The organism is Shimia sp. MIT910701, assembly GCF_047126315.1.
Taxonomy (GTDB): domain Bacteria; phylum Pseudomonadota; class Alphaproteobacteria; order Rhodobacterales; family Rhodobacteraceae; genus Shimia.
In genome coordinates this window covers 953,271-978,606 of record NZ_CP138953.1, presented here as the reverse complement: position 1 = coordinate 978,606, position 25,336 = coordinate 953,271, and the positions used below count along the sequence as shown (strand labels likewise).

The following is a 25,336-nucleotide window of genomic DNA, read 5'->3' as shown; positions in this document are numbered from 1 at the left end:
TCTTTGGTCCCCCTAGTGGAAATTCATAAAGTAGATCAACGCGATCACGATGGTCACAGGGATGATATAGACACCCCAGATCAATTTGCGACGCAAAGAGCCGTCATAGTCCTGCAACCCTTGCTCTACAAAGGCATCCCGGTCGCCGCTCATACCCTCACGGTCCCATTCCGCCTCAAGCTTGTCGCGCCGTTTGGCGCGCGAGTAGAGCGACAGACAGATGTAGACAATGGTGAGCACGACAAAGCCCACGACCGACAATCTTGCCAATGCAAACATGATCTACCTCCTCACCGCGCCCCACGGACCAACCCGTGCGATCATATCCTCAGACGCCCGCCGCGTCACACGGGGCATCTCCAGTGGTGCGTCAAAGCCAAACAGAGCCTCGCGCGCGCCAACCTTGTCGACCTGATACTCCCGCTCCAGGAAATCCGCCACAAAGCTTTTTTTGGTCTCTGACCAGCCTTGATAGAGGCGATAAAACACCTCCTTGTGGCAGATAAACAGCTGCCGGATGTCCTTGGGCGCCAACTCTGCCAGCAGCATATTCACCAGATCGCGCTGATCCGTGTCTGTGGCCCGCAGCGTGTAGAAATAGGCGGGGTGATCGCTGGTGATCTTCGGCCATTTGCCATCACTTTCCGCCCAATCCACCATCTTACGCAGCTCATGGTATTCAGGCGGCAGTTGCTCCGCATGCTGTCGCGCCAGACGGCGAATGTCGCTGCGCGTTGCCCCAGTAAGGTCCACGCCGGCTTCCTGCGCCGCGTCCACAACGATGAAATCCATCTTCTGGCGCAAAATCGCCGCGCCATCCACGCCCCGCGCTTTCACAATAGGCTCGGCCAGATCGTTGTAGTCCAGAAACTTCGCGATCTGATTTCGGTCTTTGAAATCAAACGTGTATTTGATCGGCAGCTTGCCCAGGTCAGCCTTGTCACCCGCCGTGATCACCGCTGGATGCGCCAAGCCGCGGAACAGGTAGACCCCGCCATAATGCGCGGTCCAATAGTCTTGCTGATCAAACTCCATATGTTTGAGCTTCACCGGATTGCGCGTCACATCGCCAGTGCGTATTGCCAGCGTGATCATGTCAGCAATCAGCACATCATCAAACCAGCCGTCTTCCTCCTGCTTGAACCGATCCGCCAGTTCGCCCAGCTTCTCCGCATCGCGCAGCGTGCCCTCAGTCGTGTCCGCCTCAATCGTGACCTTGCGAATGTCCATCAGCTTGCCGGGCTGGCTTACGGAAAATACCGAATTCACCAACTCGCCTGCGACGGCATCCCGCGCGGTCAGAGCAAAGAGCTGAGGCTCGTTTTCCTCAATGAAATGCCGCAGAATATCGCGGCTGGTGGAGAACTTGATGTTCAACAGCGGCGCGGATTTCTGATCCGTGGTCAGCAGGATGAACTGCCGATTGCAGCCCCCGTGATTGAGGTAGAGATGATCGTTTAGCTCGTCGCCAATCTCCGGCGAATAACCCGAGATATCGATGTGGAAATCGGTAAGATTGGTGGTCTTGCCCGTCAGATGTTTCAGCGCCCGGTTATAGCGCTCCACCAAAACCGGCGAGGCCACCTCGATCAGGTTGCCAAACATCAGGCCGCGTTGGATCAGTCTATGCATTTTAGGCCAACCTCTTTAATTCACTTTCAATAAGCTCCCACTCAGCACGAACAATCGCCCGACAAAGTGCTCTAAACTCCGGAACTTGAACCACTCCAATGGCACTATCTTCACTATTACCGCCAAATAGATGTGTAATTGTGCCCAAAACCGCTTGATCGAACTCTTCTGGATCAACAACTTTAGCGCGGATTCTCGATGCAATTTCCCATGAAATCAGCACCATCTCTGACATGCCTTTCTTGACATCCTCTTCGCTGAGACCTTCATTCGAAGCGTTCCGAAAGCAAATGGACTCAACTAAAGCATAAATTCGGTCCACTTGTTTGATCAACTCATCGAAGTTTTCTTTCCGGTACTCCGAGAGCTTTACTCTACCGGCCAATCGAATTTCGTCAGCTTTGGATTTGTGAACCAAATAACTGCCAAAAAAGCCGACGAAAACTGTAAAAACCGGTATCCCCAACGAAACTAGTAGTGCTTGGTTTGCTGCTAACCACTTGCTGATTTCTGTCACTTTTTAACCTCCCGCCCGGCCTTAAGTCGGGCCGCGCCCGACCTCCCCCCGGAGGGCGCGTTTGCACCGTCCACAACACACACAAACACCTGCGCTCCTTGCGCCAAATCACCAACTCCAAAACAATCCAAAGCGCCCACCAGGTCGGGCGCGGCCCTCATCTCCATGCTCACCGCTCCACTGCCGCACTATCCTGCCCGCGCCGCGCTTCCACACCCTGCGCATGGCCAAACCAGGCCAGCCCCAAAATCGGCGCCCAGACAATCGCCGCCATCAGCGACAGTCTCAAATGCACCCAGGCCGCACCCAGCGGATCAATCTCAAAATGCCCCACGGCCTCAAACCCGCGCATCTGGGTGAGACCTATCGAAATCATAAACCCAATCGCCACCAAAAACGCCGCAGACAGCGCAATTCCGTGCAGCACCTTGCCATGAGAGCGCGTCTCACGATCCACCAGCACACGCGGCAACAGCACCGCCAACAGCGCCAAGACGCCGAGCGGCACCGCCGTGTTGAAAAAACCGATGCTGTCGATCACAAACACAAAGGCTCTCCCCCGCAAAGTTGGGCGTCAATCGGGTTCATTTTGCCACTCCGGATGGCCAGCTTGCGTCGCGTTGGACTGCTAAGACAAGCGTTACAAAGGGCACGAGAAGGAACATCGCCTCCCTAAACACTTGGTACGCAAAGTCCCTTGGGCACCAATCGAAGTAAACGCACGCGTGCAGAACACCTGTGTCCCAATTCCAAACCCCAACACGATAAAGTTCGATGAAGGCAGCGCCACTTGCGATGAACACGCATGACAGCGCACCTGCCAGCGCCCAAAGCCACAGATTTTTGGGCAGTGCCACACGAGTCAAGCGACACATGCAAAAGCTGACCATCAATAGGAGAGGCACCGCAGTCCAACTCACCCTTTGCCCTCCAGATACCGCCGCTTCGCCGCCTCGGACCGCTGCATGTCGCGCACCATATTGGAGATCGCGACCTCGTCGGATTTATCGGCATAGCGGAACTCACTGTCCGCATAGCGGTTGATTTCCTGCACCACCATGTCGGTGGTGATCGGCACCCGCAGTTCGTTTATCATGGCCTTCTTGGTGTCGTAGTCTTTGGCCAAAAACAGCTCTGGATTTTCCATCCATGCGTCCGGCAATTCAAAGTCCATCGCCCGCACCTTCACAGCGTCAGTAATGTTCTTGATCGCCCGCCCCGTAAAGCGCGGATCAGCCTCCTGAATGGCCTTCAGATACGTACCCATCTTAGCAATGGTGTCCAACTCGCCTACCTGAGCATGAACCTTGTCGAAAACGTTAAGCAAGCCTTCCTCATGTGGCCGGTTGTGGCTCTCAAAGCTCGCCGCTACAGCTTTCTGAATGGCCTGTGCTTCAAACAGTTCATGATCACCCAGCGCAATGTCGTGGTTCTTGCCCATCAACAGAGCGAGGATGTCGATGTAATCCTCCCGCGTCTGCGGCCCATCCACCAAGAACCGCGCCCCGGCCCGCTGACGCAGCGCGTCGTCTACGTTCTCCGGATAGTTGGAGAACATGCCAAAGGTGCAGTTGCCGCGCACCACGGTGTTGGCGCCCGCAAAGGCCTCCATAAACACCGCCGTGACCTCCTGCTGCCCTGCCGAACTCTGCCGATCCCCGCGCTTGCCCGCGATCTGGTCGATGTCATCAATGGTGCCAAAGCCAATCACTTGCGGGTCGAGCACATTCTGCACAAAAGCCTTGGCGTTCTGCCCCGACTTGCCCTGATAGCTGTCGATATTGTCGATGCCAAAGTTCTGATAGCGGAAGGCATAACCCGCCACCCGGCAATAGTCGTTGATCAGCCCCGCCATCATCTGAATGAGCGTGGTTTTCCCGGTCCCCGGCGCGCCGTCGCCCATGAAGGTAAAGATGAACCCGCCCAGCTCCGCAAACGGATTGAGCCGCCGATCAAAATCATAAGCCATCAGCATTTTCGCGAGCTTCATCGCCTGGTATTTTGCAATGTGGTTACCGACCACCTCATTGGGTTTCTTGAAGGTCATGGTCAGCGTCGAACCCTTCGCAGCCCGCGCTGGCGTAAACCCGTTGATGGTCAGATCGTCGGCCTCAACCTTCCAACTGGCACCAACAAAAGCCGCAAGCTGCGGCGCATTCTGCGCCCGCAAGGCGACCTTCTCCATCAACTGCTCAGCAAACGCACAGACACAGGCGACCAGCCGATCCTCATCAGAGACCAGCGCAGCGATATCCTGATCCAACTCCCACAATGCGCCATGCAACGCCAGTTGCGCATTGTCGGTCAGCACCTCTTCAACTTCGCCCACTTCAACCTGCGTCTCGCCCAGCAGTGGCGCGAGCAGAAACGAGGTTGCATTGGCAAACACATAGCTGACCGCCAAAGCCTCCGCTGCCAACAATTCGGAAAACGCCGTCTTCTTATCCGCGCCCAGCGCGCCTGCGAGATTGTCCCGCTTCAAATCCGCCAAACCGGAGGCCTCGGCGAAGTTTTCACCCACCGCCAAAGCAATCGCCAAAGCCCGCCGCATCCCGTGCAGCACATTGGCTTGAATAGGGGACACCAGCGGATCTTCCCCCCCCGCGCCCTCAATGCGCTCCACCAGATGCACGCCTTCCGGCCGCGCGGTTGAGCGTGTCACCAACCCCGGCGTGGTGCTGCGAAAGCGCCGCCGCGTGCCAATCCCGCTGGACCGCTCCGGGGCGGCCACAGGGTCCTTGCCCTTGGCAATTCGCGGCGTGTGATCAAAGCCGTCCAGCATCCCCACCGCCGCATCATAATGCTTGCGAATATCCTCTTCGCGCAGCTCCATCTGATCACTTGTCAGGCTCATCTAAATCTCCACCCCAAACTTCATCTTTTTAAATTCCTCAAGCCGATAGAACGGCCAATTGTTCACTGACTATCTTTGTACCGCGGCTTCAAACTCACACCATTTTCGTTGGCCATAGTCTTCAGGCAACAACTCTCCTTCCCAAGTTCCGGCGGGCCAGGATTTGTCCACGTGCGCAATCGCAATGCTATCGTACCGATAATCCTCGCTGGATACGCATGCCAAAATCACTTCACTGGACGTGCCTGCACTTTCCTCGACAACCCGGCTGAAGCAAATTGCTGCATTGGGTTTCTCCAGCATCCAGCCCACTGGGCGCATCGAACAGGGAAAACGCCACTTCCCAGTCAAAGGATCGAAAAAATCGTTCTCGGCGACAAAGCTATTTTGCAAGGCCCAGCCTTCAAACTCCGCCAACGAATAGTAATTTGCGTAGGCCCAAAACACGTCGGTTCGGTCCAATTTTGGCTTCGACAGGAACAGAGTTTCTCCGACCACCAAGGCCAATAAGCCCGCCATCAGTATCCACTTGAACCGTCTCAATACCGCAACACCCGCCCCTGCGAGCTCACCACATATTTCGTCACGCTGCCAAACCCCGGCGGGTTGAGCTCTTCCAGCGCCTGAAACGGCCGCTGTGGCAGGATGATCGACCGCTCCATACTCGTCGCCCCGGTGTCCGCGCCGTGCCCCGCAAAGGGATCGAGGGCAAAGACCTGCCGCTCCACCGTGCCAAACCAGCCAGAGCGCTCATCGGTAACGCGCTCACTTACCAAATCCTCGGTGGTCCAGGCCAATGTCCAATCTTCGCCTTCCGGCGCCCGTGCGGCCTCCAGCACCTCACGGATCGGCCCCGACTGCCGCGTAAAGGCACTCGAATACATCGGCCCCACATGGATACGCCGCAGCCGTTTCGGGTGCAGGTCGTCAAAGCTCTCGTCAAACCCTTTGGCAATGGTCACCAACTTCAAGCCGCCCACCGCCTGCGCCATCAGATGCGCCTGCACTTCCGGCCAGCGCCGCTCGTCTTTGGGCAAAGCACGACGCCCGGTGTCCTCTAGGTCCATCAAGTAAATGGTCGGCAAATTCACCTGACTGTCATAAACCGCCCAATGCAGCAGATACTGACGCCGCCGCTCCGACAGATTGCCCTGCCAGCGCACTTCCGGATGGTTCTGCGCCCAGAACAGCTCTCCTTTCAAAAGCTCCTCATAATAAAGCCGTTGGCTCAGCGCGAACTGCAGCTTCGTCGGGATCTCCTGATCGCCAATGATGGCGCGCAGCATGTCATCCTTGAGCTGTTCCGCGCTTGGCATATTGCGCAAATGGCTTTCGGCCTGCTGCGCATCATTCGCCATGACCAGCAGCTCGTTGAACACCGGAAAGCCGCTCTCCACCGCGTCCATCGCAAGGCTGCCAAAGAACTGTCCGGTCTGCCGCCCAACCAGAAGGTACTTCATGCTCAACGCTTTGAAAGTGTAGCCAATCGACGCCAAATAGCGCGTGAGGATTTCCACCTCATTCTGCCCAATCGCCCCCTCAGCCGCGCGCGCCGCCGCCACCTGTGTCAGATGCTCGGTGATGCGCTCAAACTTCTGAAAATACCGCCGCGACGCGCGGGTCTCCATCAAAGCGGTGTGGTCTTCGATTGTGTCAGTCAAGGTCTCAAACTTCCATCACGATTGATCCCAGAAAACCACATTATCGCAGGTCCCGAAGGACCGTCGCAACGATCCTGCCATTTCTCCAGCTGATAGTGATTATCTGCCATCTTTGTCACCTTCCACATCCAACGATTGAAGAGCGGGCCGATTCCTCCAAAAACTACAAAGAGAAACGCAACGAAGGCCACTGCACGCCCTGCCGAGTCACAAGGGCCGCTGCCAAGCGAGCAGGGCGCAATGGAATAAGCCTTCAATGCCAACGCAACTCCCGCCGCAACACACAAAAAACACCGAAGTCTAAATGGAAGCATCACGCCTCTTTGCCAATTGAAAGCCAAGCCAAGTCACCCACCAGGCAAATACGAACGCTAACCCAATCATCGAATTTGGCACGCCAAATATTCGTTCAAACTCGCCGGAGGCAGCCACAACGTCCCAACAGAACGCCCCGGTCAATAAAAACAAAGTGGGCCAAGCGACTTTCGGCCCAATTGCCCAATCTAGGAAGAATTCCCAAGCGTGCCTCATCACGCCCCATAAAGGTTCTTGTCGTGCTTCTCGACAATCTTCTGGAACCGCCTCGCAAAGCGTTCGTCCGCCTTGGCCTTCGCTTCCAACACGTCGCGCGCAAACACCATGTGCTCCTCATGGGCTTCCATCATATCGGCCATCTTCTGGTTGGTCGCCGTGCCAATCGCCGCCATAGACGCCTGCGCTTCTTTGTCGGTCTCCACACCAATCTCGTTGATGCGGTGCGCGATGTCCTGCTGCTGCGCGGTCTTCAAAGATTTGGTCAGCGCATCATAGAGCACCACGCGCTGCTTGGTGTCTGTCTGCAGCTTGTTGATCAGCACCATCTGCGTCGCCGCCTGATTTTGCAGGGAGTCGACCCAGGTCTTGCCCTTCTCGATATAACGTTCCAGCGTCTGGCTTTTGGACAGTTTCACCTGCTCCTGCTGCACCAACGCATTGTAAGCCTTGTTCAGGTCCGCCAGCTCGGTTTCCAGCTTGGTCCGCGCCGCCGCGTCCTGCTCCACCGCAATCTTGTTTTCGATCTCGATGATCTTGGGATCCATGCCCAAAATCTCTGCCCGCAGGCTTTCCAGTTCCCCAACCGTAAACTCGCGCTCATCCAGCGTCTCGCTCAGATTCGCTTCAACCTTCACCTTCTGCTCTTCGAGCACAGCCAGTTGGCTTTCGAGCAGCTTGGTGATCACGTCGGATTTGGCAATCAGGTCCTGCAGCTTGTCATCAATGTTGGCCGTCTTGATCCGTTCCGCCCGCATGGACTCGGATTTGCCACGGCTGAAGATACCAACAAAGCTCTCCCAGCCGGTCTTATCCCGCATCTGGTCAAAGTCTTTGGAAAACGCTGCGGTGACGTCATCCAGCCCCATGATCAATTCAGCGATATTGGCGTTCATCACATCCGTATGCGCATGCACATCGTCCAATGTTGCGTTCTCGATATCAATCGCAACATCATCGCCGGTTTTCATCTTCGCCCGCGCCGCATCAATGCGCCCGGTCAGCTCGGCAATCTTGTTTTGTGCTTCGGCCACCTGCGCTTGAGACTCACGCACTTGGGTTTCAAAATCTGCCATAAAACACTCCCTATTTCCAATATGTTGAGACTGATATGGGGAATGTTATGCCCATTTACATCAATCACAGATCCAATTTGGGCAGAGTGTTGCAAATGTGCACGGCAAAAGAAAGGGCTTGCTGTTACGCACCCGCATTTCGCGAGGTTTTGGCCACGTGATCGCGCAGCCAAAACCCAAGCTTGTCTCACATCGCCTTACCCGACAACGTTGAACTCCGGCCCATAGGGATAGCCAGTGATGTTCTCATTGCCATCGTCGTTGATCACCAGGATGTCATGCTCTCGGTACCCACCGGCACCGGGCTGCCCATCTGCGATGGTCAACATCGGCTCCATGGAAATCACCATACCCGGTTCCAACACTGTCGGAATATCTTCGCGCAGCTCCAATCCAGCTTCACGGCCATAGTAATGGCTCAACACGCCAAAGCTGTGACCATAGCCAAAAGTTCGGTATTGCAACAAATCACGTTCAGCGAAGAAGTCATTGATTTGCTCAGTAACCTCCGCGCAGCTCGCTCCGGGCTTCAGTAGAGAAATCCCCAGTTCATGCGCACCGACATTGGCCTCCCAGATCTTCAGACTTGCGTCATCCACTTCACCGACAAAAAGCGTGCGCTCCAGCGCTGTGTAGTAACCGGAAATCATCGGGAAGGTGTTCAGCGACAGAATATCGCCCCGCTGCAACTTGCGCGCGGTCACAGGGTTGTGCGCCCCGTCGGTGTTGATGCCCGATTGGAACCACACCCAGGTGTCACGATACTCCGCATCCGGGAAGCGTTTCGCGATCTCCAGCTCCATCGCATCGCGACCGGCCATGGCCACGTCAATCTCGCGCACACCTTCTTTGACGGCATCGCGGATCGCATAGCCCCCCACATCGGCCACAGCAGCACCAGCTCGGATCATTTCGATCTCCGCCGCGCTTTTGTGCATCCGCTGACGCATTGTGGGTTCATATAGATCAACCACTTTGGACGGAGCCAAGAAGCTCTCTAACTTCCCTTGCTGCAGAAGGGTCAGGTGATCGCCCTCAATGCCAACTACCACACCACCGCCAGTGATCGATTTGATCGCCCGCCAATAGTTGTCGCGCTGCCAATCGGTATAGGTGATGTTGTCACCATAACACCGCCGCCAAGGCTGCCCTGCGTCTATGCCAGCGGAAATGGTCACACATTCGGTGGGCGTCACCACCACCGCATAAGGCCGCCCAAAGGCACAGTATGTGAAGCCCGAGTAATAGGACACATTGTGCATCGACGTGAAGACAGCCGCGTCGACCCCATGCTCAACCATGATGGCACGCAAACCGGCCACGCGGTTGGCATATTCAGCCTCGGCAAATTGCAACGGCGCTTTCTCGCCATTGTGGAAACGATAGAATTCTGGACGTGCAGTCATTTTGACCTCCGATCAAAGAGGTCCCGGCGTTCAGGACTGGAAAGATTGGTGCGCATTCCGGTTGGGAATGTGGCGACGCCATCGCCAATGCTGCGGACATTCTGCCAAATCCCCCGACACAGGGACAAGCAAAATCCGACACAGATGTCTCAACCGCGACCTTGCGCCTAAAATTCACGCGCCTACTGTGACCCGAACAGGAGGCGCTAAAATGCAGACCGGACTCAGAAACCTGATCACGGACATTGCCGGCTTGCGCGTCGGAAACGCGCAGGACGACAACATCAAAACTGGCACCACTGTGCTGATTGGCGATGCGCCTTTTACCTGTGGCGTCTCTGTGATGGGCGGTGCGCCAGGCACCCGTGAAACCGATCTTCTAGCCCCAGACAAAACCGTGCAGCAAGTCGACGCGCTCACCTTGTCCGGTGGTTCTGCCTTTGGTCTGGACGCGCCATCCGGTGTTGCAGACGCGCTCCGCACCCAAGGTCGCGGCTTTTCTGTCGGCGATCAAACTGTCCCGATTGTGCCCGGCGCGATCCTCTTTGATCTGCTGAATGGCGGTGACAAAAAATGGGACTCGAACCCCTACAAAGCCCTCGGCGCGGCGGCCTTAGAAGCAGTTTCCGAGGATTTCACGCTTGGTTCAGTCGGAGCGGGTACAGGTGGCACGCTCGCCACTCACAAAGGTGGACTTGGTTCAGCCAGCATGGTGCTCCCATCGGGTCACACGGTTGGCGCCTTGGTTGCTGTGAATGCCCTTGGCGACGCCTCACCAGATGGCAAACATTTCTGGGCCGCGCCCTGGGAAGTGGGCACCGAGTTCGGCGGCAACGGCCTCATGCCTTCCGCTCCCAGCGACTTACCCAACACCAAACTCTCCAGCCACAACACCACCATCGCAATTGTCGCCACTGACGCTGATCTAACCCAAGCGCAATGCACCCGCATGGCCACCGCCGCCCATGACGGCATGGCCCGCGCGTTGGTGCCGGCGCATACACCGATGGACGGTGATCTGATCTTTGGGGTCAGCACAAACGCCAAACCTTTGGACAACGACATTGCCGACACGCTCTGGTTGGGCCACGCGGCCGCCACCTGTCTCGCCCGAGCCATTGCACGCGGCGTGTGGCATGCCACCCCCAAGGAAGGTGACACACTCCCCTGCTTCCGCGCTTAGGAAAACAGCATCCGCGCCATATCGCTGTCAGGATCGGCAAAGGCGTCAATCACATCAAAGTGGTGCTTGCCGCCTGCCACCACCAGATCACAGCCCCAAGCGTCCGACAACCATCGTGCTTGGTCTAAAAACACTGGCCGCTCAGCCGCCCCAACCAGCACCGTCACATCGACACCTGCGCGCGGCGCCTGCCACATTGGGCTTTCCGCATCCGCCTCCGCCGCATCCAGTTGCAGCTTGTCATTCATCGCCGTCATCATCAGCGGACGCAAATCGGCCAGCGGCGAAATCGGCACAACCCGAGATACCCGCGCGGCCACATCCTCCGGTAACACCCCATCACAGATCATCCGCGCCACAAGATGCCCGCCTGCCGAATGGCCGGCCAGAACAACAGGGCCATCAACGAGCGCACAAGCCTTGGTCACAGCCGCTGCAATCTGCATGGTAATCTCGGAAATCCGCACATCGGGCGCAAGATCATAAGACGGCAACGCCACCGCCCAACCACGCGCCGCAGCCCCGCGTGCAAAGTGGCTCCAATACGACTTGTCAAACGCCATCCAGTAGCCGCCGTGCACAAAGACCAACAAGCCTTTGGCCGTCCCTGAGGGCCTGAACAGATCAAACTTGTGACGCGCACCGTCGCCGTAAGCGACATCCAGCTCCACGTCTGCAGTTTCGCGAAACGCAGCCGCCTCGCGCTCCCAGCGCGGCGGATAGCCCTCTGCGCCCTCAATATAGGCGCCATTTGAATATGCGTCGTCCCAGTCCATAGTTTTCTCCCCACAGCTCGACAGCACTCTGGGCGAAACTATTTCAAACCTCAAACATCTTTTGCGACTCCTGCTCTAGGCTTTAACAAATCTGTCACTCGCCCGTTACAGATGCGTCACCTGTCCATGCGATGCCCCTGCGCAGTATTCAACATGGAGACGCACAGATGTTGCTTCGCAGCCTTTGCCTGACCTCCGCGCTGGCCCTGACCGCAGGTCACGCCGCCGCAGAGATGAACTTCAACCGGATTGCCCCTTTCCCAGTGGTCAAAAACATGGCCGCAGGCGAAGACACCAAGCGCGAGACTTCTCCGGAAATCATCGCTGCCACTGCTGATGGCATGACCTTGGTATACACCGACAGCCCGCTGGGCGTTTTGGGCCGCATCGACATCACGGATCCCGCCAACCCCAAGCCTCTGGGCAACATTGCTCTGTCTGGCGAACCTACTTCTGTGGGCGTTCTGGGGGACTTTGCCATCGTTGGTGTGAACACCTCCGAAAGCTACACCGCTCCGTCGGGCAGCCTGCAAGCCATCAACATTAAAGACGGCACAGTCGCCGCGTCCTGTGACCTCGGCGGCCAACCTGACAGCGTTGCCATTGCACCGGACGCCTCCTTCGTGTCCGTCGCCATTGAAAACGAGCGCGACGAAGACCTCGGCGACGGCCGCACCGGGCAGATGCCAGCGGGTATGCTGGCCATGGTCGACTTGAAAGACGGCGCGCTGGCCTGTGACACCCTGCGTTTGGTGGACATGACCGGCCTCGCCGAGGTCTCGCCCGAAGATCCGGAGCCAGAGTATGTCTCCATCAACGCTCTTGGCGAAACTGTGGTCACCCTGCAGGAAAACAACCACATGGTGGTTGCCTCCAAGGACGGCGACATCATCTCGCATTTCTCCGCCGGCGCGGTTGACCTTGAAGGCATCGACGCAACAGACGAACGCGGCGCGCTGATCTTCACCGAAAGCCAAGCAGGTCGCCTGCGCGAGCCGGACGCCGTCGCATGGATCGACGACAACCACTTCGCCACAGCCAATGAAGGCGACATGGACGGCGGTTCTCGCGGCTGGACCATCTTCCACAAGGACGGCACCGTTGTGTACGAAAGCGGCACCGACTTTGAGAAAGCCATCATCCAGATCGGCCACTACCCGGACAAGCGCTCCGACAGCAAGGGCGTGGAACCCGAAAGCGTAACCTTCGCCACCTTCAATGGCACACCTTACGTGTTTGTCGGCGCCGAGCGTGCGTCCGTAGTGGGTGTTTATGACGTCACCAACCCCGCCGCGCCTGTGTTGAAACAGTTGCTGCCCTCCGGTGTAGGTCCAGAAGGCTACGTGGCCATTCCAGAGCGCAACCTGTTGGTCTCCGCCAACGAAAAAGATCTCATTGAGGACAAAGGCGCCCGCGCGCACGTCATGCTCTTTGAGTATCAGAACGCGCCAGCGACCTATCCGCACCTGACATCTGAAGGCGCGGACGAGCTCATCGGCTGGGGCGCGATTTCCGGTATGGTGGCAGACAAGGACGGCATCGTCTGGGCTGTGAATGACAGCTTCTACGGCTTCCAACCCTCGATCTTTAAGATCGACACCAACCAGACCCCAGCCAGCATCGTGGATGTGATCCGCGTCACCCGCAACGGCGCACCAGCGCAGAAGCTTGACCTCGAAGGCATCACGCTGGATGGCAAAGGCGGCTTCTACGTGGCATCCGAAGGCCGCACAGAGCGCCTGATCCCGCACGCGATCTATCACGTGCAGGCCGACGGCTCGATCAAGAACCTCAAAGGCGAATTTGGCATCCCGGCAGAGCTGGCCGCCGTCGAAAAACGCTTCGGGTTTGAGGGCATCACCAAGATCGGCGACACCCTCTGGATGGCCGTGCAGCGTGAGTGGAAAGACGATCCAGCGGATCACGTGAAACTCGTGTCCTACAACCTTGAGACCAAGGAATGGGGTGCTGTGCACTATCCGAAGGCTGCGCCTGCCACCGGCTGGGTAGGTCTGTCCGAAATCGTCGCCCACGGCGATTGGGTCTACATCGTGGAACGTGACAACCAGCATGACCACCGCGCTGTCACTAAGAAGATCTACCGCGTCCCAGCATCCGAAATGGTACCAGCCCCTCTGGGTGGCGACTTGCCGGTTGTCTCCAAAGTTCTGGTCCGCGACCTGCTCACCGATCTGACCGCTACCGGTGGCTACGTTCTGGACAAGGTTGAAGGCCTGGCAATCTTCGAAGACGGCACCGCCTACTTCTCCACCGACAACGACGGTGTCGACGATCACTCAGGTGAGACGATGTTTGTGAACATCGGCAACATCGAACCTGCCGCCAACTGATCTGACCCTCCCCGTCTGATTGGAAGCAAGCCCCGGTGCCGTTTGGCATCGGGGCTTACGCTTTGAGCCGAGCCAACAAAAGATAGGCCGCCACCCCTAGCGCCGCCAAGCTGCCGGTCCAAACCAATGCGGTCTGATACCCAAGCCAATCGGCCAAAATCCCCATAGCGCCCGCACCCAAAGCCGAACCACCAGCGGCAATCACCGCCCACAGGCTCATAACGCGCCCGCGCATGTCATCTTCCAAATCCAGTTGAATGGCTGTCTGTGTCGAGATCGCCGTCACCGTGGTCACAAAAGACATCCCTGCGGCCACCACCAAGGCCACTTCCCAGATCGGCGACACGCCAAGAACTGCGACAAGCATCAACCCAAAAACAATCGCTATTCTCGTGGTCAGCGGCAGCCGCCCTGGCTCTTGCTGCGGCAGCGCCGCTTGCGAGAAGCCACCAAGAATAGCGCCCACGCCAGTCACGCTCATCAACACGCCAAGCCCGTCCGCGCCGCGCTCAAACACCCCGTCCGCGAGAGGTGGCAAAACTTCCAGCGCGCCCCGTGCCACCAAAGCCAAAACACCCGCGATAAACATCGCCTCGCGCACCGTCTCTGTTTGCCACACGTATCGTACGCCAGCCCCCAATGCCTTGAAAAAGGGTTCCTGCGCGCTTCCGCTGTCTCGCCGCGGTCTTAGGGTCAGCCGCGCAATCACAAACAGATAGGGCGCAAACAACAGCGTCTGCACAAAGAGCGTTTCCGCCACACCGATAACAGCGATCAGAAAGCCACCAACGGCAGGCCCGACCATCCGCGCGATGTTGAAATTGATGGCCACAATTGTGACCACTGATCCCAAGTACTCGCGCCGTACCAGCCTCGGCGTCAACGCCATCCGCACCGGATGGTTGGCAGCAACCACCATGCCAATCAGAAGTGTTATCAATGCAATCAAAAACGGTGTCGCCCAACCCAGCGCCACAACTGCCCATAGCACGGCACTCAACATCGCATTGATGCTTTGCAACACCAACATCGTGTGTTTCACGCGCCAGCGGTCCACCCAAACGCCAAACAACGGTGACAGCACAATCGACGGCGCAAACAGCAAAAACGCCACCGCACCAACAAAGCTGGCGGAGTCCGTCATCTCCCAGGCCAACCAGCCAATGGTGACCCGCTGCATCCAGATCGCCAGCAGACCAAAGGCGGCGCCAAAGACATAAGCGCGGAAATTTCTGGATTTCAAAGCGCCCAGGTTCACGCGCCACTCCCGATTGTTGGAAAACGTCCGGCCAACATGCCCTTCACAGGTTAAGAACACAACCAATCAAAAACGCGCGCTCCAAACGGAACGCGCGTTGCCCAAATGGGCCTGACAACAAGGGAAGGAAGTTTGTCAGTTAAAGTTTGGAGGTCAGTTGACGGCTTTGGCGTCGACCACATCCTGCTCAACGGCTTTGGTCGCACCGCTGGAAATTTCAATCCGGCGCGGCTTCAGCGCCTCGGGGATTTCACGTTCCAGGTTGATGTGCAGCATGCCGTCTTCATGGCTTGCGCCGGTCACACGCACATGGTCCGCCAAATGGAAGCGGCGCTCAAACGCGCGGGTGGCAATGCCACGATGCAGATAGGTTTTGTCCGAAGACTCTTCGCCTTTCTTGGCGGTCACAACCAAAGCGTTCTGCTTGACTTCGATATTCAGATCATCGGCCGAAAAACCAGCCACAGCCAGCGAAATGCGATAGGCATCATCAGCGGTTTTTTCGATGTTATACGGGGGGTAGCTCGGCTGGGCGACGTCATTGGACAGAACACGGTCCATCATATTTGCCAACTGATCAAAACCAACGGTCGACCGGTACAGCGGAGCCAGATCAAAAGTGCGCATGGGTTATCCTCCATTGAGCGACAACGATATGTAGGTGCCTTCCATTCGGACAGGCGATGAATGTGTAAGACCCGATCATCGGCGCCTTACGCATACAGACCTATGTTGGCAAAATGCGGTTTCAACCCCCGCGCATCAGGGCTTCACAAATTTTGCGCCGCCGCCGCTGCGTGTCCCAACTTGAATGCGTGTCACACCTGTGGCGGTTTTCACTGCCGGACGGTCACCCACACGCATCCGATGTTTGAGCCGCTCGACAACTTCTGGAAGTTCCATACCAAAGGCTACTTTCTGCCCATCCCCATTGTCTCCTGTCGCAGACACCACAGACAAAATCCGTACGCGGTTGCCATAGCGCACAAAAACCGGCGCGCCTGATGAGCCAAAGGTCACGTTGCAATCAAAGGTCAAAATGCCCCAACCGCGCTCCAAAATGGAACAATCGCGCTGCCAAGAGAGGTGCTCACTTCGGCCACGGCCGTAACTCAGAACAGACACCTTTTCCCCTTCCTGAGGATCAACATGAATGGCAAACGGATCGGCTTCTCCTGTGGAAATGGGCGACTCCAGCCGTAACAAAGCCACGTCGTGTGGAATCATCCGGGTGCTAATCTTGCCATTGCCCGCGTCACGATAGCCACTATCCACCACAACGCGATCAACCCGCCGCTCCGCAAGAGCGTCACCAGAGACATATCCAGATCGAAAAGTGATCTGTTCCGGCGGCACCGGCGCGCCATTGCTGTCAAACACGCAATGGGCGGCGGTCAACACCTGATCCGGCGCAATCAAAACACCGGAGCAAAAGCCTGTGCCGCGCATATCCAGTCGCCCCAGCGCTTCCCATCCCAGCAGGTCGCCACGACTGGTCAAAGGCTGCAACCTCTCACCAGCCATACCCTGCCCCGCACAAAGCACGGCTATAAGCAGACTCAAAAATCTCGGAAAATGCATGGAATAACCTCCTAAACCCACCCGCAAATTACGGGCGCACAAACTTCGCACCGGTGCTGTTGCGTTGCTGTAGAGAGGTTCTTGCCCCTTGCGCGGACGCCACCCCACGTGCGGCAAACAGCTCTGGCAGGCTGTGATCCAGCGCCGTGCCAAGCGCCACTTTGCTGCCCCGCACCTCTGCCTTGGCAGCCACCACCGACGCGATCCGCACCGCACCATCCTCAAACACAAAAACCGGCGCCCCGCTGCTGCCAAAATCGATGTTGCAAGACAGCACATAGACGCCGCGCTGACGCCCCATCACCTGACACACTTCCTGAAAAGACGGCGCCGCCTCGCGTCCAACCGCATAAGACACCACGCCGATTTTTGACCCTTTTCTCAGATCCGTGGACGTTTCAAACGGTGCAATCCGGTTGTTGCGAATGGGATGATGCAGCTCCAGCAACGCCAGATCGTTCTGCACAGTCTCGATCTGCGCATCGCCGCTATAAGCGTATTTCGGATGCACCACCGCGCGCCGCACAGAGCGATACGCTTCCGCCCGCCCATTGCGCCACCCGGCGCGGAACTCGATCTGCTTCACGTCGTAGGCCGCGCCAGTGCTCTTGTCATAAAGGCAATGCGCCGCTGTCAGAACCAGATCCGGCGCAATCAGAGCACCGGTGCAAAACCCGCGCCCATCAATTTCCAACCGCCCGACAGCACCCCAATCGCGACTGTCCTCGCCGGTATCCAACCGTTGAAGTGCTGTGTCCTGGGCTGCGGACACGCCCGCCCAAAGGACTGCACCCAGAATTGTTAAAAGTCGCACCACAGCCTGCTCTCCACGCGTCGTTTCCACCGAAGTAATAGCACCCTGCGGCAGAAATAGGGCACACGCTTGGCAAGGCGAAGATCAATCCATTAACGCAGGATAGGGATTTCTGGTGCAGTCTTTCCTGGCTCGGTCAACGCGCGCGGCTGCGGCCCGCCGGTCGCCCAATCGAGCAACTCAACGGTATGGACAATCGGCACATCGGTGCCCGAGCCAATCTGCATCATGCAACCGATATTGCCCGCTGCGATGATGTCCGGGCTCTTGGCCTCAAGTGTACGCACCTTGCGCGCCTTAAGTTGCCCGGAAATCTCCGGCTGCATCAAGTTATAGGTCCCCGCCGAGCCACAGCACAAATGGCTATCTGCGGGCTCAACAACCGTAAACCCTGCCTTCTTCAGTAGGTCCTTGGGATACGTCTTGATTTGCTGGCCATGCTGCAAAGAACAAGCCGCGTGATAGGCCACTATGGTATCCTTACCCGCCCCATCAGGCAGGTCCAAGTTCATCAAAACCTCTGACACATCCATCGCAAGGCCACTCACCCGCGCTGCGTCGGCGGCAAGATCATCATTGCGGAACATGTGCCCGTAGTCCTTCACCGTAGTGCCACAGCCCGACGTGTTGATCACAATCGCATCCAGCCCTTTGCCATCCATCTCCGCACACCAGGCTATGATGTTCTTGGCGGCAGTCGCATGGCTCTCACTGGTTTTGCCCATGTGATGCGTCAGTGCCCCACAGCAGCCAGCACCCTCCGCCACGACCACTTCGCAGCCCAGCCGCGTCAACAGCCGGATGGTGGCATCATTGATATTGGTGTTCAGCGCTTTCTGCGCGCAGCCCGTCATCAAAGCCACCCGCATCTTTTTCTCCGTCACCGGTGCAAAACTCTGCGGATCATCGTTTCGACTGACCGGCGGAATAGACTTCGGCGCCATATCCAGCATCGCTTTGAGGCGTGCATCCGGCATCAAAAACCGGAACGGCCGTCCCAGCTTGGCACCAATCAAGGCCCAACGGAACCGCATCGGATATGGTAAAATCTGTGCCAACACCCAGCGCAAAACCCGATCACTAAGGGGACGCCTATAGTTCTCTTCAATGTACTCGCGCGCGTGATCCACCAGATGCATGTAATGCACCCCACTTGGACAGGTGGTCATACAGGCCAAACAGCTCAGGCAGCGGTCAATATGCTTGACCGTTTTGGCGTCCGGCACCCGCTCGTTTTCCAGCATATCCTTGATCTGGTAAATCCGCCCTCTTGGGCTGTCGAGCTCATCGCCCAGCATCTGATAGGTCGGGCACGTTGCGGTGCAAAACCCGCAATGAACACAAGCGCGCAAGATTTCATTGGCCCGCTGAATACCCGGATCTTTGAGTTGGTCTTCGGTGAATGTGGTTTGCATCGAATTACCCCATCAATCCCGGGTTCAAAATGCCGCGCGGATCAAATTTGGCCCGCAAGCCTTGCGACAAGGTCGCCAACGGCGCCGGTTCCGGATGGAAAACCGGCAAAGAGGCACGGGTCTCACGCGAGCTCCGGATCAAAGTCGCGTGCCCTTCAAAAGCCACCGAACGCACATCGGTTCCCGCTGGCACTTGCACCCAGACCAATCCTCCGCCCCAATCGTACAAAACCCGAAGATCTGCATAGAGAGCCCGCAATTTTTCAACGACCTCAGGCCCATCGCTTGGCTTGACAGAAATCCGCCAGACATCACCTGCACCGCCTTGCATCGCCGCCACATCGCGCACCCAGGCCCAGCCGACCGCAACCTTGTCGGCATCGCGCTCAACACTCACCTCACCGCCAAACCTGGCCAGGACGTCCGTTAACTTCGCCGCACGATAGGCCACAGAAGCCTCCAGCCCCTCAATCCGGATCATTGTCACCGGATGCCCATCCACACCGGACGGCGCATGCGCCGCGCCGCTCACATCAAATGGCGACCCAAGCGCCGCACTCATGGCCGCCACCGCATCCTCGTCCGATAATCCGTTGATCAGGACACAGCCGACGGCCTCAGGCAATGCCTGCACCTTCAGACTCACCTCGGTCAGCACGCCCAGCGTGCCCCAGCTCCCGGCCATCAGCTTTACCAAGTCATAGCCGGTGACATTTTTCATCACCCGCCCGCCATTCTTCAACACACGCCCGGCGCCATCGACAAACCGAACCCCCAACAGGCTGTCGCGGCAAGCACCCACTTGAATGCGGCGCGGTCCGCTGATGTTGCCCGCCACCACGCCGCCAATGGTCGATGTGCCGGTGGTGCCAAGCAAACCGCGATGATCCACCGGCTCAAAGGCCAGCCTCTGCCCCTCTACCGCCAGAGTGTCCTCTATATCCGCGAGAGGCGTACCCGCCACGGCCACCAAGGTGAGCGCTCCCGGCTCATACAGCGTTACGCCTGACAAGCCAGCGGTCGACAACACCTCACCTTGCACAGGCGCGCCGATATCTCGCGTGCCGCCGCCCTGAATGCGCAACGGCCCCTTCGCGCCTGCAATCACATCTGACAGCTCTGCTTCTGTTAAGGGTGTCATCATTTTCTCTTGGCCTTCAAATATCCGCGATAAATTGGCAACTTGGTTGCCATTAGGGTCTGGCCCCTCCCTGCTTGTCATTCTGCCGCCATCCGGCGCGCTTCCTGGAGGCCAAGGGAAACACCTTGGCCGGGTTCAGCAACCATTTGGGATCAAACACATCTTTCACCGCCATCTGGATATCCAGATCTTCTGGCAAGTATTGATCCACCATCAAATCCCGCTTCTCAATGCCCACGCCATGCTCGCCAGTCAGACAACCGCCAACTTCGACACAAAGCCGCAGAATATCCGCGCCAAAGGCCTCGCATTTTTCCAGATCACCCGGCTTGTTGGCATCAAACAGGATCAATGGATGCATGTTGCCGTCGCCTGCATGAAATACATTGCCCACATCCAAACCGTAGTCTTTGCTCAGCTCTCCAATCCGGCGTAGTACATACGGCAACTGGCTCACCGGGATGGTTCCGTCCAGGCACATGTAGTCATTAATCTGCCCCATGGCGCCAAAGGCGGACTTACGCCCCAACCAAATCCGCGCGCTTTCATCTGCACTGGTGCTTTCACGCAGTTCGACAGGACTGTGCGCCCGCGCAATGGCCAAAATACGTTCCAGCTGCGCGTCGATTTCCTCGTCAGAGCCTTCGACCTCGACAATCAAGAGCGCCTCGCAATCCGGGTAGCCAGCACCAGCGAAAGCTTCGGTGGCTCGGATGCAAGGGCGGTCCATAAACTCAATCGCCACAGGCAAAATACCTGCCTTGATGATGTCGGACACGCACTGGCCCGCCACTTCGTTGCTGTCAAAACCCATCAACACAGGCCGCGCGCCTTCTGGTTTGTGCAAAATCCGCAAGGTCGCTTCGGTCACGACACCAAGCTGACCTTCGCTGCCGCAGATCACGCCCAATAGATCCAACCCGCCAGCGTCCAGATAGGCACCGCCTATCTCGACGATCTCACCCTCCATGGTCACCATGGTCACGCCCATCAGGTTGTTGGTGGTCACGCCATATTTCAGGCAATGTGCCCCGCCGGAATTCATTGCAATATTGCCCGCAATCGCACAGGCCAGCTGGCTGGAAGGATCGGGTGCGTAGAAGAACCCTTCTTCCTCCACGGCGCCGGACACGCTCAAATTGGTGCGACCGGTTTGCACGCGGATGAAGCGGTTTTCATAATCCGTTTCAAGCACTTCCGTCATACGCGCGACGCCAAGGATGATGGAATCCGCTGTCGGCATGGAACCGCCCGCCAAAGAGGTGCCCGCGCCGCGCGGCACAACGGGTACATTCTCGGCATGACAAACTTTTAACACCGCCGCGACCTCCTCTGTTGAGGCCGGCAAGACGGCAGCCAAAGGCGGGCAACGGTAGGCGGTCAGTGCGTCGCACTCATAGGCGCGGACTTCGACCTCGTCGGAGATCACGGCATCGGCTGGCAGCACCTCTTTTAGACGCGCGACGATGCGGGCTTTTTTGGCAAGCACCTCGGGATTTGGGGCTGGCATGTCCATGGCTGACCTCCGCTACAATTGGTAAACTAATATAACCAATAATCGAGGCTGGCAAGCGCAACCGCTTCACGTTAGGGTGCGATCATGATCAAAGACACCCTCCTCGCACAGTTTTCCGCCCTCGATTTCATCGCGGTTTTGACCATCCTATCGGCTTGGGCGCTGACCACGCACCTTATTGAAAACCCACCAAAAAACCGGCCTTCCGTGTCGCGCCTGATGGCGTTTTATCGGCAGGAATGGATGGTGCACTATGTGGCACGGGAGGTGCGGGTTTTTGATGCGCAGATCATGGGAAATCTGCGGCAAAGTACGGCGTTTTTTGCCTCCTCCTCGATGATCGCCATCGGGGGCCTGGTGGCATTGATCGGGAATACCGACCAAATTGCCGGGGTGACCAAAGACCTCACCCAGACCGCGGAGCCGGCCTCCGTCTTGGAACTCAAACTGGTTCTGGTGCTGCTGTTTATCGGCAATGCATTTCTGAAATTTGTGTGGTCTCACAGGCTCTTCGGCTATTGTTCGGTGCTAATGGCGGCGGTGCCAAATGACGCCAAAGACCCGACAGCGCTGTCGCGTGCGAAGAAGGCGGGCACCATCAACATCACCGCCTCACGCAGTTTTAATCGGGGGATTCGGGCGATCTATTTTGGGTTGGCGGCGGCGGCCTGGCTTTTGGGGCCGGTGATGCTGCTGCTTGGTGTATTGGTAACAGTGGTTGTCCTGGGGCGGCGTGAGTTTGCCTCCCAATCCCGTGCCGCACTGCTGCAGGAACCGCGCTGAGTTAACCAGTCAATTTCCACGTCGGTATTGCGTCGGTATCACGACTGTTTTGCGGAGGTGCGCTTTCGAAGCACCCACCCAGGTTAACATTTCAAAAGATGAGGAGAGATTTAGACGCGGTGGTAAGGTGCACCGGCCAAAATGCTGGCGGCACGATAGAGCTGCTCGCTCAGCATCACCCGCGCCAGCATGTGTGGCCAAACCATTTTACCAAAGCTCAGCTTGGCGTCTGCTCGTGCGCGCAAACTTGGGTCAATGCCATCCGCCCCGCCAATCACAAAGGCCAGATCACCGCGCCCATCGTCGCGCCAGCCACCCAGCTTATTGGCAAACTCAGGACTGCTCATCAGCTTGCCGCGCTCATCCAGTGCACAGATCACGGCCCCCTTGGGGATCACACCTTCGAGCAGACCGGCTTCAGCCGCCATACCGCCGCCCTTGCGGTCTTCCACCTCGTGCACTGCTACCGGACCCAGGCCCAAGGCCCGTCCGGTGCGATCAAATCGGGTGAGGTAGTCATCAAGGAGGTCGCGCTCGGGACCAGACCGCAGCTTTCCCACGGCGCAGATATGCACCTTCAGTGCCATGTCATGCCCTCCGGCCTGCAAGCACAGTGCAGGCCGCCAGAAGTCTTATGCGGTACCGTCAGGCACCCACATCTTTTCGAGCTGGTAGAACTCACGCACCTCCGGACGGAAGATGTGCAAGATCACGTCGCCGGTATCGACCAGAACCCAGTCGCCTGTGTCCTTGCCTTCGACCTTGGCGCCGCGTCCAAACTCGGACTTCAGCCGCTCAATCAGCTTTTCAGCAATCGCCGTCACCTGACGCGAGGAGCGCCCGGAGCAGATCACCATGTAATCGCCAATAGAGGTTTTGCCGCGCAGATCGATCTGCACCACATCTTCGGCTTTGTCTTCATCCAGAGAGGTGAGAATACGGGCAAGCAGTGCCTCGCTTGTCGTATCCGGAGAGTCCGACGTCACAATCGAACCAGTGTCAGTAGCATTGGCCACGTCAGTGTTCAGAGACAGAAGTCTGTCCTCCTTGTAGCGCACCCGTCAGCCCCGGTGCCGAGCGTAATTTCAAGATAGCACCGGTTGGCGGTTTTCTCAACGAAAGGCAAGGGGGATTCGCGCCTCTCAGCCGGTTTGGCGCGGTTTTCAGCGGTTTTTGGCAGAGGGGGCCAGCCCCCACGCTTGGCCAAGCCAAGCGCTCCCCCGGGATACTTAGAGAATGAGAAGGCGCCTAAGGGAGGGTAGGCTGCCCGTCCTCTCCCTCCAACATGCGCACCTCGCGCTGTGGGAAGGGCAGCGAAATGCCGTGCTCGTGGAAGGCATCCCAGAGCGCGAGATAGACATTGCCGCGAATGTTGGTCAGCCCGCCGGTGGGATCTTCGATCCAGAAGCGCAGGATGTAATCCACGCTGCTGTCGCCAAAGCCGACGATGTGACAGACCGGCGTGTTGGGGTAGCGCAGCACTCGTTTGACCGACTGTGCCGCCTCCACCGCCACCTTGCGCACCAGATGCGGATCGTCGCCGTAAGCGGTGCCAAAGAAGATATCGAGCCGCACATAGGCGTCCGAGTGCGACCAGTTCACCACCTGATTGGTGATCAGGTCTTCGTTGGGAATAAGGAATTCTTTGCCGTCGCGCGTGACCACAGAGATGTAGCGCGCGCCCAGCGAGTTGATCCAGCCAAAGGTCTCGCCCAGCGAAATCACGTCGCCGGGTTTGATCGATTTGTCCATCACAATGATCAGGCCGGAGACCAGATTGGACACCACCTTTTGCAAGCCAAAACCAAGTCCAACGCCAATGAAGCCGGTGAGGAAAGCGAGGCCCTGCAGATCAAAGCCGATGATGCGCAGCCCCACAAAGAAGGCCGCTGTGTAGAGAAAGACTTGCAGCAGCTTGCCAAACAGCACCCGCATGGACGGGGAGATGTCTTCGCTGCGCTTGAGCCTTGCGTCGGCCTGGCGCGAAAGCAGCCGCGTGACGGCAAAGGTCAGACCCAGCAAAACAAGCGCTTGCGCAATCATCCATAATGAAATGCGAGTCTGACCAAACACCAATGCCATGCTGTCCATCAGCTGCACCGCATCGTCGCGCAGGCCGGTGAGCACCAGCGTGACCCAAATCCAAGCCCCATAGCGCAGGAAGGTGCGCAGAGTGGTGTTCTGCACCACCCGCAGAACCACCACCACCACCAGCCAGGCCAGCGCCAAATTGGCCAATCCCACCAACAGATAAGACCGACTGGGCCAGGTCACCGCGCGCATGCCCCAGACCGTGAACCAGATCAGCCCGTTGAACACGATCAGCACCATGCGACGGTGCACCATCATCGCGTAGCGATAGCGCAGCTTGGACCAACCCTCGCGGGTTTTGAGCCAGGCGTAGAACCGCGGTTTGATCACTGCCGCCAGCGCATAGGCCAGTGCGAGCAGCCCCAACGCAATCAGCACCTGGTAAAACGCCCAGGGCCGCAGGAGGCTTTCGCCAAAATCCACCACCTGATCCCAGATGCTGAGCGCGATTTCGGTGGTTTGCGTGTTGCTCTCGCTGGGTTGGGCGGCCACAACCTCACGCTCGGCCCCGGCGATGCGGTCGAGCTCGGATTCCTGCGTGTCGCCAGTGGTTTGGGTCTCTGTGGTGTTCTCCTCAGCCATAAATGCATCCTTGCACGGGCTCTGCCTCTGCGGCAACGCGTGTGTGTCGGATTGTGTGCTTCTGCTTGAAGGAATCTGCGCAACCCTGTAGGGGAGAAGCATGAAACGCATCTATGACATCTCTGACCGCGCCTTTTTGCCTTGGCGATTCTTTGGTCAGTCCAAGTC

The 25,336-nt window shown here is 57.7% G+C and carries 23 protein-coding genes; 3 read left to right on the top strand and 20 right to left on the bottom strand.

Annotated elements, in window-relative coordinates; translation table 11 throughout:
• Positions 1-12 precede the first annotated feature (12 nt).
• The 9 genes from SIB38_RS04665 to SIB38_RS04625 form a co-directional block, all read right to left on the bottom strand.
• Positions 13-279, bottom strand: a complete 267-nt coding sequence (locus SIB38_RS04665; protein ID WP_412551517.1) for a hypothetical protein — start codon at positions 277-279, stop codon at positions 13-15.
• 3 nt (positions 280-282) lie between these two features.
• Positions 283-1,632 carry a DUF6638 family protein gene (locus SIB38_RS04660; RefSeq protein ID WP_294116606.1) on the bottom strand — a complete coding sequence of 450 codons (1,350 nt, stop codon included), beginning with the start codon at positions 1,630-1,632 and terminating at the stop codon, positions 283-285.
• 1 nt (position 1,633) lies between these two features.
• Entirely contained in the window at positions 1,634-2,149 is a 516-nt protein-coding gene (locus tag SIB38_RS04655; protein WP_294116607.1) for a hypothetical protein, read from the bottom strand.
• A 169-nt stretch (positions 2,150-2,318) separates the two neighbouring features.
• The gene (locus SIB38_RS04650; RefSeq protein WP_412551516.1) at positions 2,319-2,690 is read right to left on the bottom strand and encodes a hypothetical protein; all 372 of its coding nucleotides are present in this window, start codon (positions 2,688-2,690) and stop codon (positions 2,319-2,321) included.
• A gap of 375 nt (positions 2,691-3,065) precedes the next feature.
• A complete protein-coding gene (locus SIB38_RS04645; protein WP_294116609.1) occupies positions 3,066-5,003 on the bottom strand; it encodes an AAA family ATPase in 1,938 nt (645 codons plus the stop codon).
• A 69-nt stretch (positions 5,004-5,072) separates the two neighbouring features.
• Positions 5,073-5,522, bottom strand: coding sequence for a hypothetical protein (locus SIB38_RS04640; RefSeq protein WP_294116610.1), 450 nt, complete (start codon positions 5,520-5,522; stop codon positions 5,073-5,075).
• Between the two features lie 20 nt (positions 5,523-5,542).
• Positions 5,543-6,664 carry a hypothetical protein gene (locus SIB38_RS04635; protein WP_294116611.1) on the bottom strand — a complete coding sequence of 374 codons (1,122 nt, stop codon included), beginning with the start codon at positions 6,662-6,664 and terminating at the stop codon, positions 5,543-5,545.
• 530 nt (positions 6,665-7,194) lie between these two features.
• A complete protein-coding gene (locus SIB38_RS04630) occupies positions 7,195-8,271 on the bottom strand; it encodes a hypothetical protein (RefSeq protein ID WP_294116612.1) in 1,077 nt (358 codons plus the stop codon).
• A gap of 197 nt (positions 8,272-8,468) precedes the next feature.
• On the bottom strand, positions 8,469-9,677 hold the full coding sequence (locus SIB38_RS04625; RefSeq protein WP_294116613.1) for an aminopeptidase P family protein: 1,209 nt from the start codon (positions 9,675-9,677) through the stop codon (positions 8,469-8,471).
• A 211-nt stretch (positions 9,678-9,888) separates the two neighbouring features.
• Here SIB38_RS04625 and SIB38_RS04620 point away from each other — a divergent pair, with 211 nt between their 5' ends.
• Positions 9,889-10,860, top strand: a complete 972-nt coding sequence (locus tag SIB38_RS04620) for a P1 family peptidase (protein WP_294116614.1) — start codon at positions 9,889-9,891, stop codon at positions 10,858-10,860.
• Here the strand turns inward: SIB38_RS04620 and SIB38_RS04615 are convergent.
• The gene (locus tag SIB38_RS04615) at positions 10,857-11,636 is read right to left on the bottom strand and encodes an alpha/beta hydrolase (RefSeq protein WP_294116615.1); all 780 of its coding nucleotides are present in this window, start codon (positions 11,634-11,636) and stop codon (positions 10,857-10,859) included. The two genes, SIB38_RS04620 and SIB38_RS04615, sit on opposite strands and share 4 nt — an antisense overlap.
• Before the next feature lie 167 nt (positions 11,637-11,803).
• Between SIB38_RS04615 and SIB38_RS04610 the strand changes: the two genes are divergently transcribed.
• A complete protein-coding gene (locus SIB38_RS04610; protein WP_412551515.1) occupies positions 11,804-13,987 on the top strand; it encodes an esterase-like activity of phytase family protein in 2,184 nt (727 codons plus the stop codon).
• Between the two features lie 55 nt (positions 13,988-14,042).
• On the opposite strand, the gene SIB38_RS04605 is transcribed toward SIB38_RS04610, so the two are convergent.
• The 7 genes from SIB38_RS04605 to SIB38_RS04575 form a co-directional block, all read right to left on the bottom strand.
• Positions 14,043-15,305 carry an MFS transporter gene (locus tag SIB38_RS04605; RefSeq protein WP_412551514.1) on the bottom strand — a complete coding sequence of 421 codons (1,263 nt, stop codon included), beginning with the start codon at positions 15,303-15,305 and terminating at the stop codon, positions 14,043-14,045.
• 93 nt (positions 15,306-15,398) lie between these two features.
• Positions 15,399-15,872 carry an Hsp20 family protein gene (locus tag SIB38_RS04600; RefSeq protein ID WP_294116619.1) on the bottom strand — a complete coding sequence of 158 codons (474 nt, stop codon included), beginning with the start codon at positions 15,870-15,872 and terminating at the stop codon, positions 15,399-15,401.
• Positions 15,873-16,007: 135 nt separating this feature from the next.
• On the bottom strand, positions 16,008-16,808 hold the full coding sequence (locus SIB38_RS04595; RefSeq protein ID WP_294116620.1) for a trypsin-like serine peptidase: 801 nt from the start codon (positions 16,806-16,808) through the stop codon (positions 16,008-16,010).
• 46 nt (positions 16,809-16,854) lie between these two features.
• Positions 16,855-17,598 (bottom strand): trypsin-like serine peptidase, encoded by a 744-nt coding sequence (locus SIB38_RS04590; RefSeq protein ID WP_412551513.1) that lies wholly within the window; start codon positions 17,596-17,598, stop codon positions 16,855-16,857.
• Between the two features lie 134 nt (positions 17,599-17,732).
• On the bottom strand, positions 17,733-19,055 hold the full coding sequence (gene glcF / locus SIB38_RS04585; RefSeq protein WP_294116622.1) for a glycolate oxidase subunit GlcF: 1,323 nt from the start codon (positions 19,053-19,055) through the stop codon (positions 17,733-17,735).
• A 4-nt stretch (positions 19,056-19,059) separates the two neighbouring features.
• Positions 19,060-20,196 carry an FAD-binding protein gene (locus tag SIB38_RS04580; protein WP_294116624.1) on the bottom strand — a complete coding sequence of 379 codons (1,137 nt, stop codon included), beginning with the start codon at positions 20,194-20,196 and terminating at the stop codon, positions 19,060-19,062.
• Positions 20,197-20,248: 52 nt separating this feature from the next.
• Positions 20,249-21,712 carry an FAD-linked oxidase C-terminal domain-containing protein gene (locus SIB38_RS04575; protein WP_412551512.1) on the bottom strand — a complete coding sequence of 488 codons (1,464 nt, stop codon included), beginning with the start codon at positions 21,710-21,712 and terminating at the stop codon, positions 20,249-20,251.
• Between the two features lie 84 nt (positions 21,713-21,796).
• Here SIB38_RS04575 and SIB38_RS04570 point away from each other — a divergent pair, with 84 nt between their 5' ends.
• Positions 21,797-22,495 carry a DUF599 domain-containing protein gene (locus tag SIB38_RS04570; protein WP_294116626.1) on the top strand — a complete coding sequence of 233 codons (699 nt, stop codon included), beginning with the start codon at positions 21,797-21,799 and terminating at the stop codon, positions 22,493-22,495.
• Positions 22,496-22,605: 110 nt separating this feature from the next.
• On the opposite strand, the gene rlmH is transcribed toward SIB38_RS04570, so the two are convergent.
• The 3 genes from rlmH to SIB38_RS04555 all read right to left on the bottom strand — a co-directional run bounded on the left by rlmH (position 22,606) and on the right by SIB38_RS04555 (position 25,168).
• Positions 22,606-23,076 carry a 23S rRNA (pseudouridine(1915)-N(3))-methyltransferase RlmH gene (rlmH, locus tag SIB38_RS04565; RefSeq protein WP_294116755.1) on the bottom strand — a complete coding sequence of 157 codons (471 nt, stop codon included), beginning with the start codon at positions 23,074-23,076 and terminating at the stop codon, positions 22,606-22,608.
• A 51-nt stretch (positions 23,077-23,127) separates the two neighbouring features.
• Complete coding sequence (rsfS, locus tag SIB38_RS04560) at positions 23,128-23,511, bottom strand: ribosome silencing factor (RefSeq protein ID WP_412552022.1); 384 nt, start codon at positions 23,509-23,511, stop codon at positions 23,128-23,130.
• 232 nt (positions 23,512-23,743) lie between these two features.
• Positions 23,744-25,168 carry a mechanosensitive ion channel family protein gene (locus SIB38_RS04555; protein ID WP_294116627.1) on the bottom strand — a complete coding sequence of 475 codons (1,425 nt, stop codon included), beginning with the start codon at positions 25,166-25,168 and terminating at the stop codon, positions 23,744-23,746.
• Positions 25,169-25,336 lie beyond the last annotated feature (168 nt).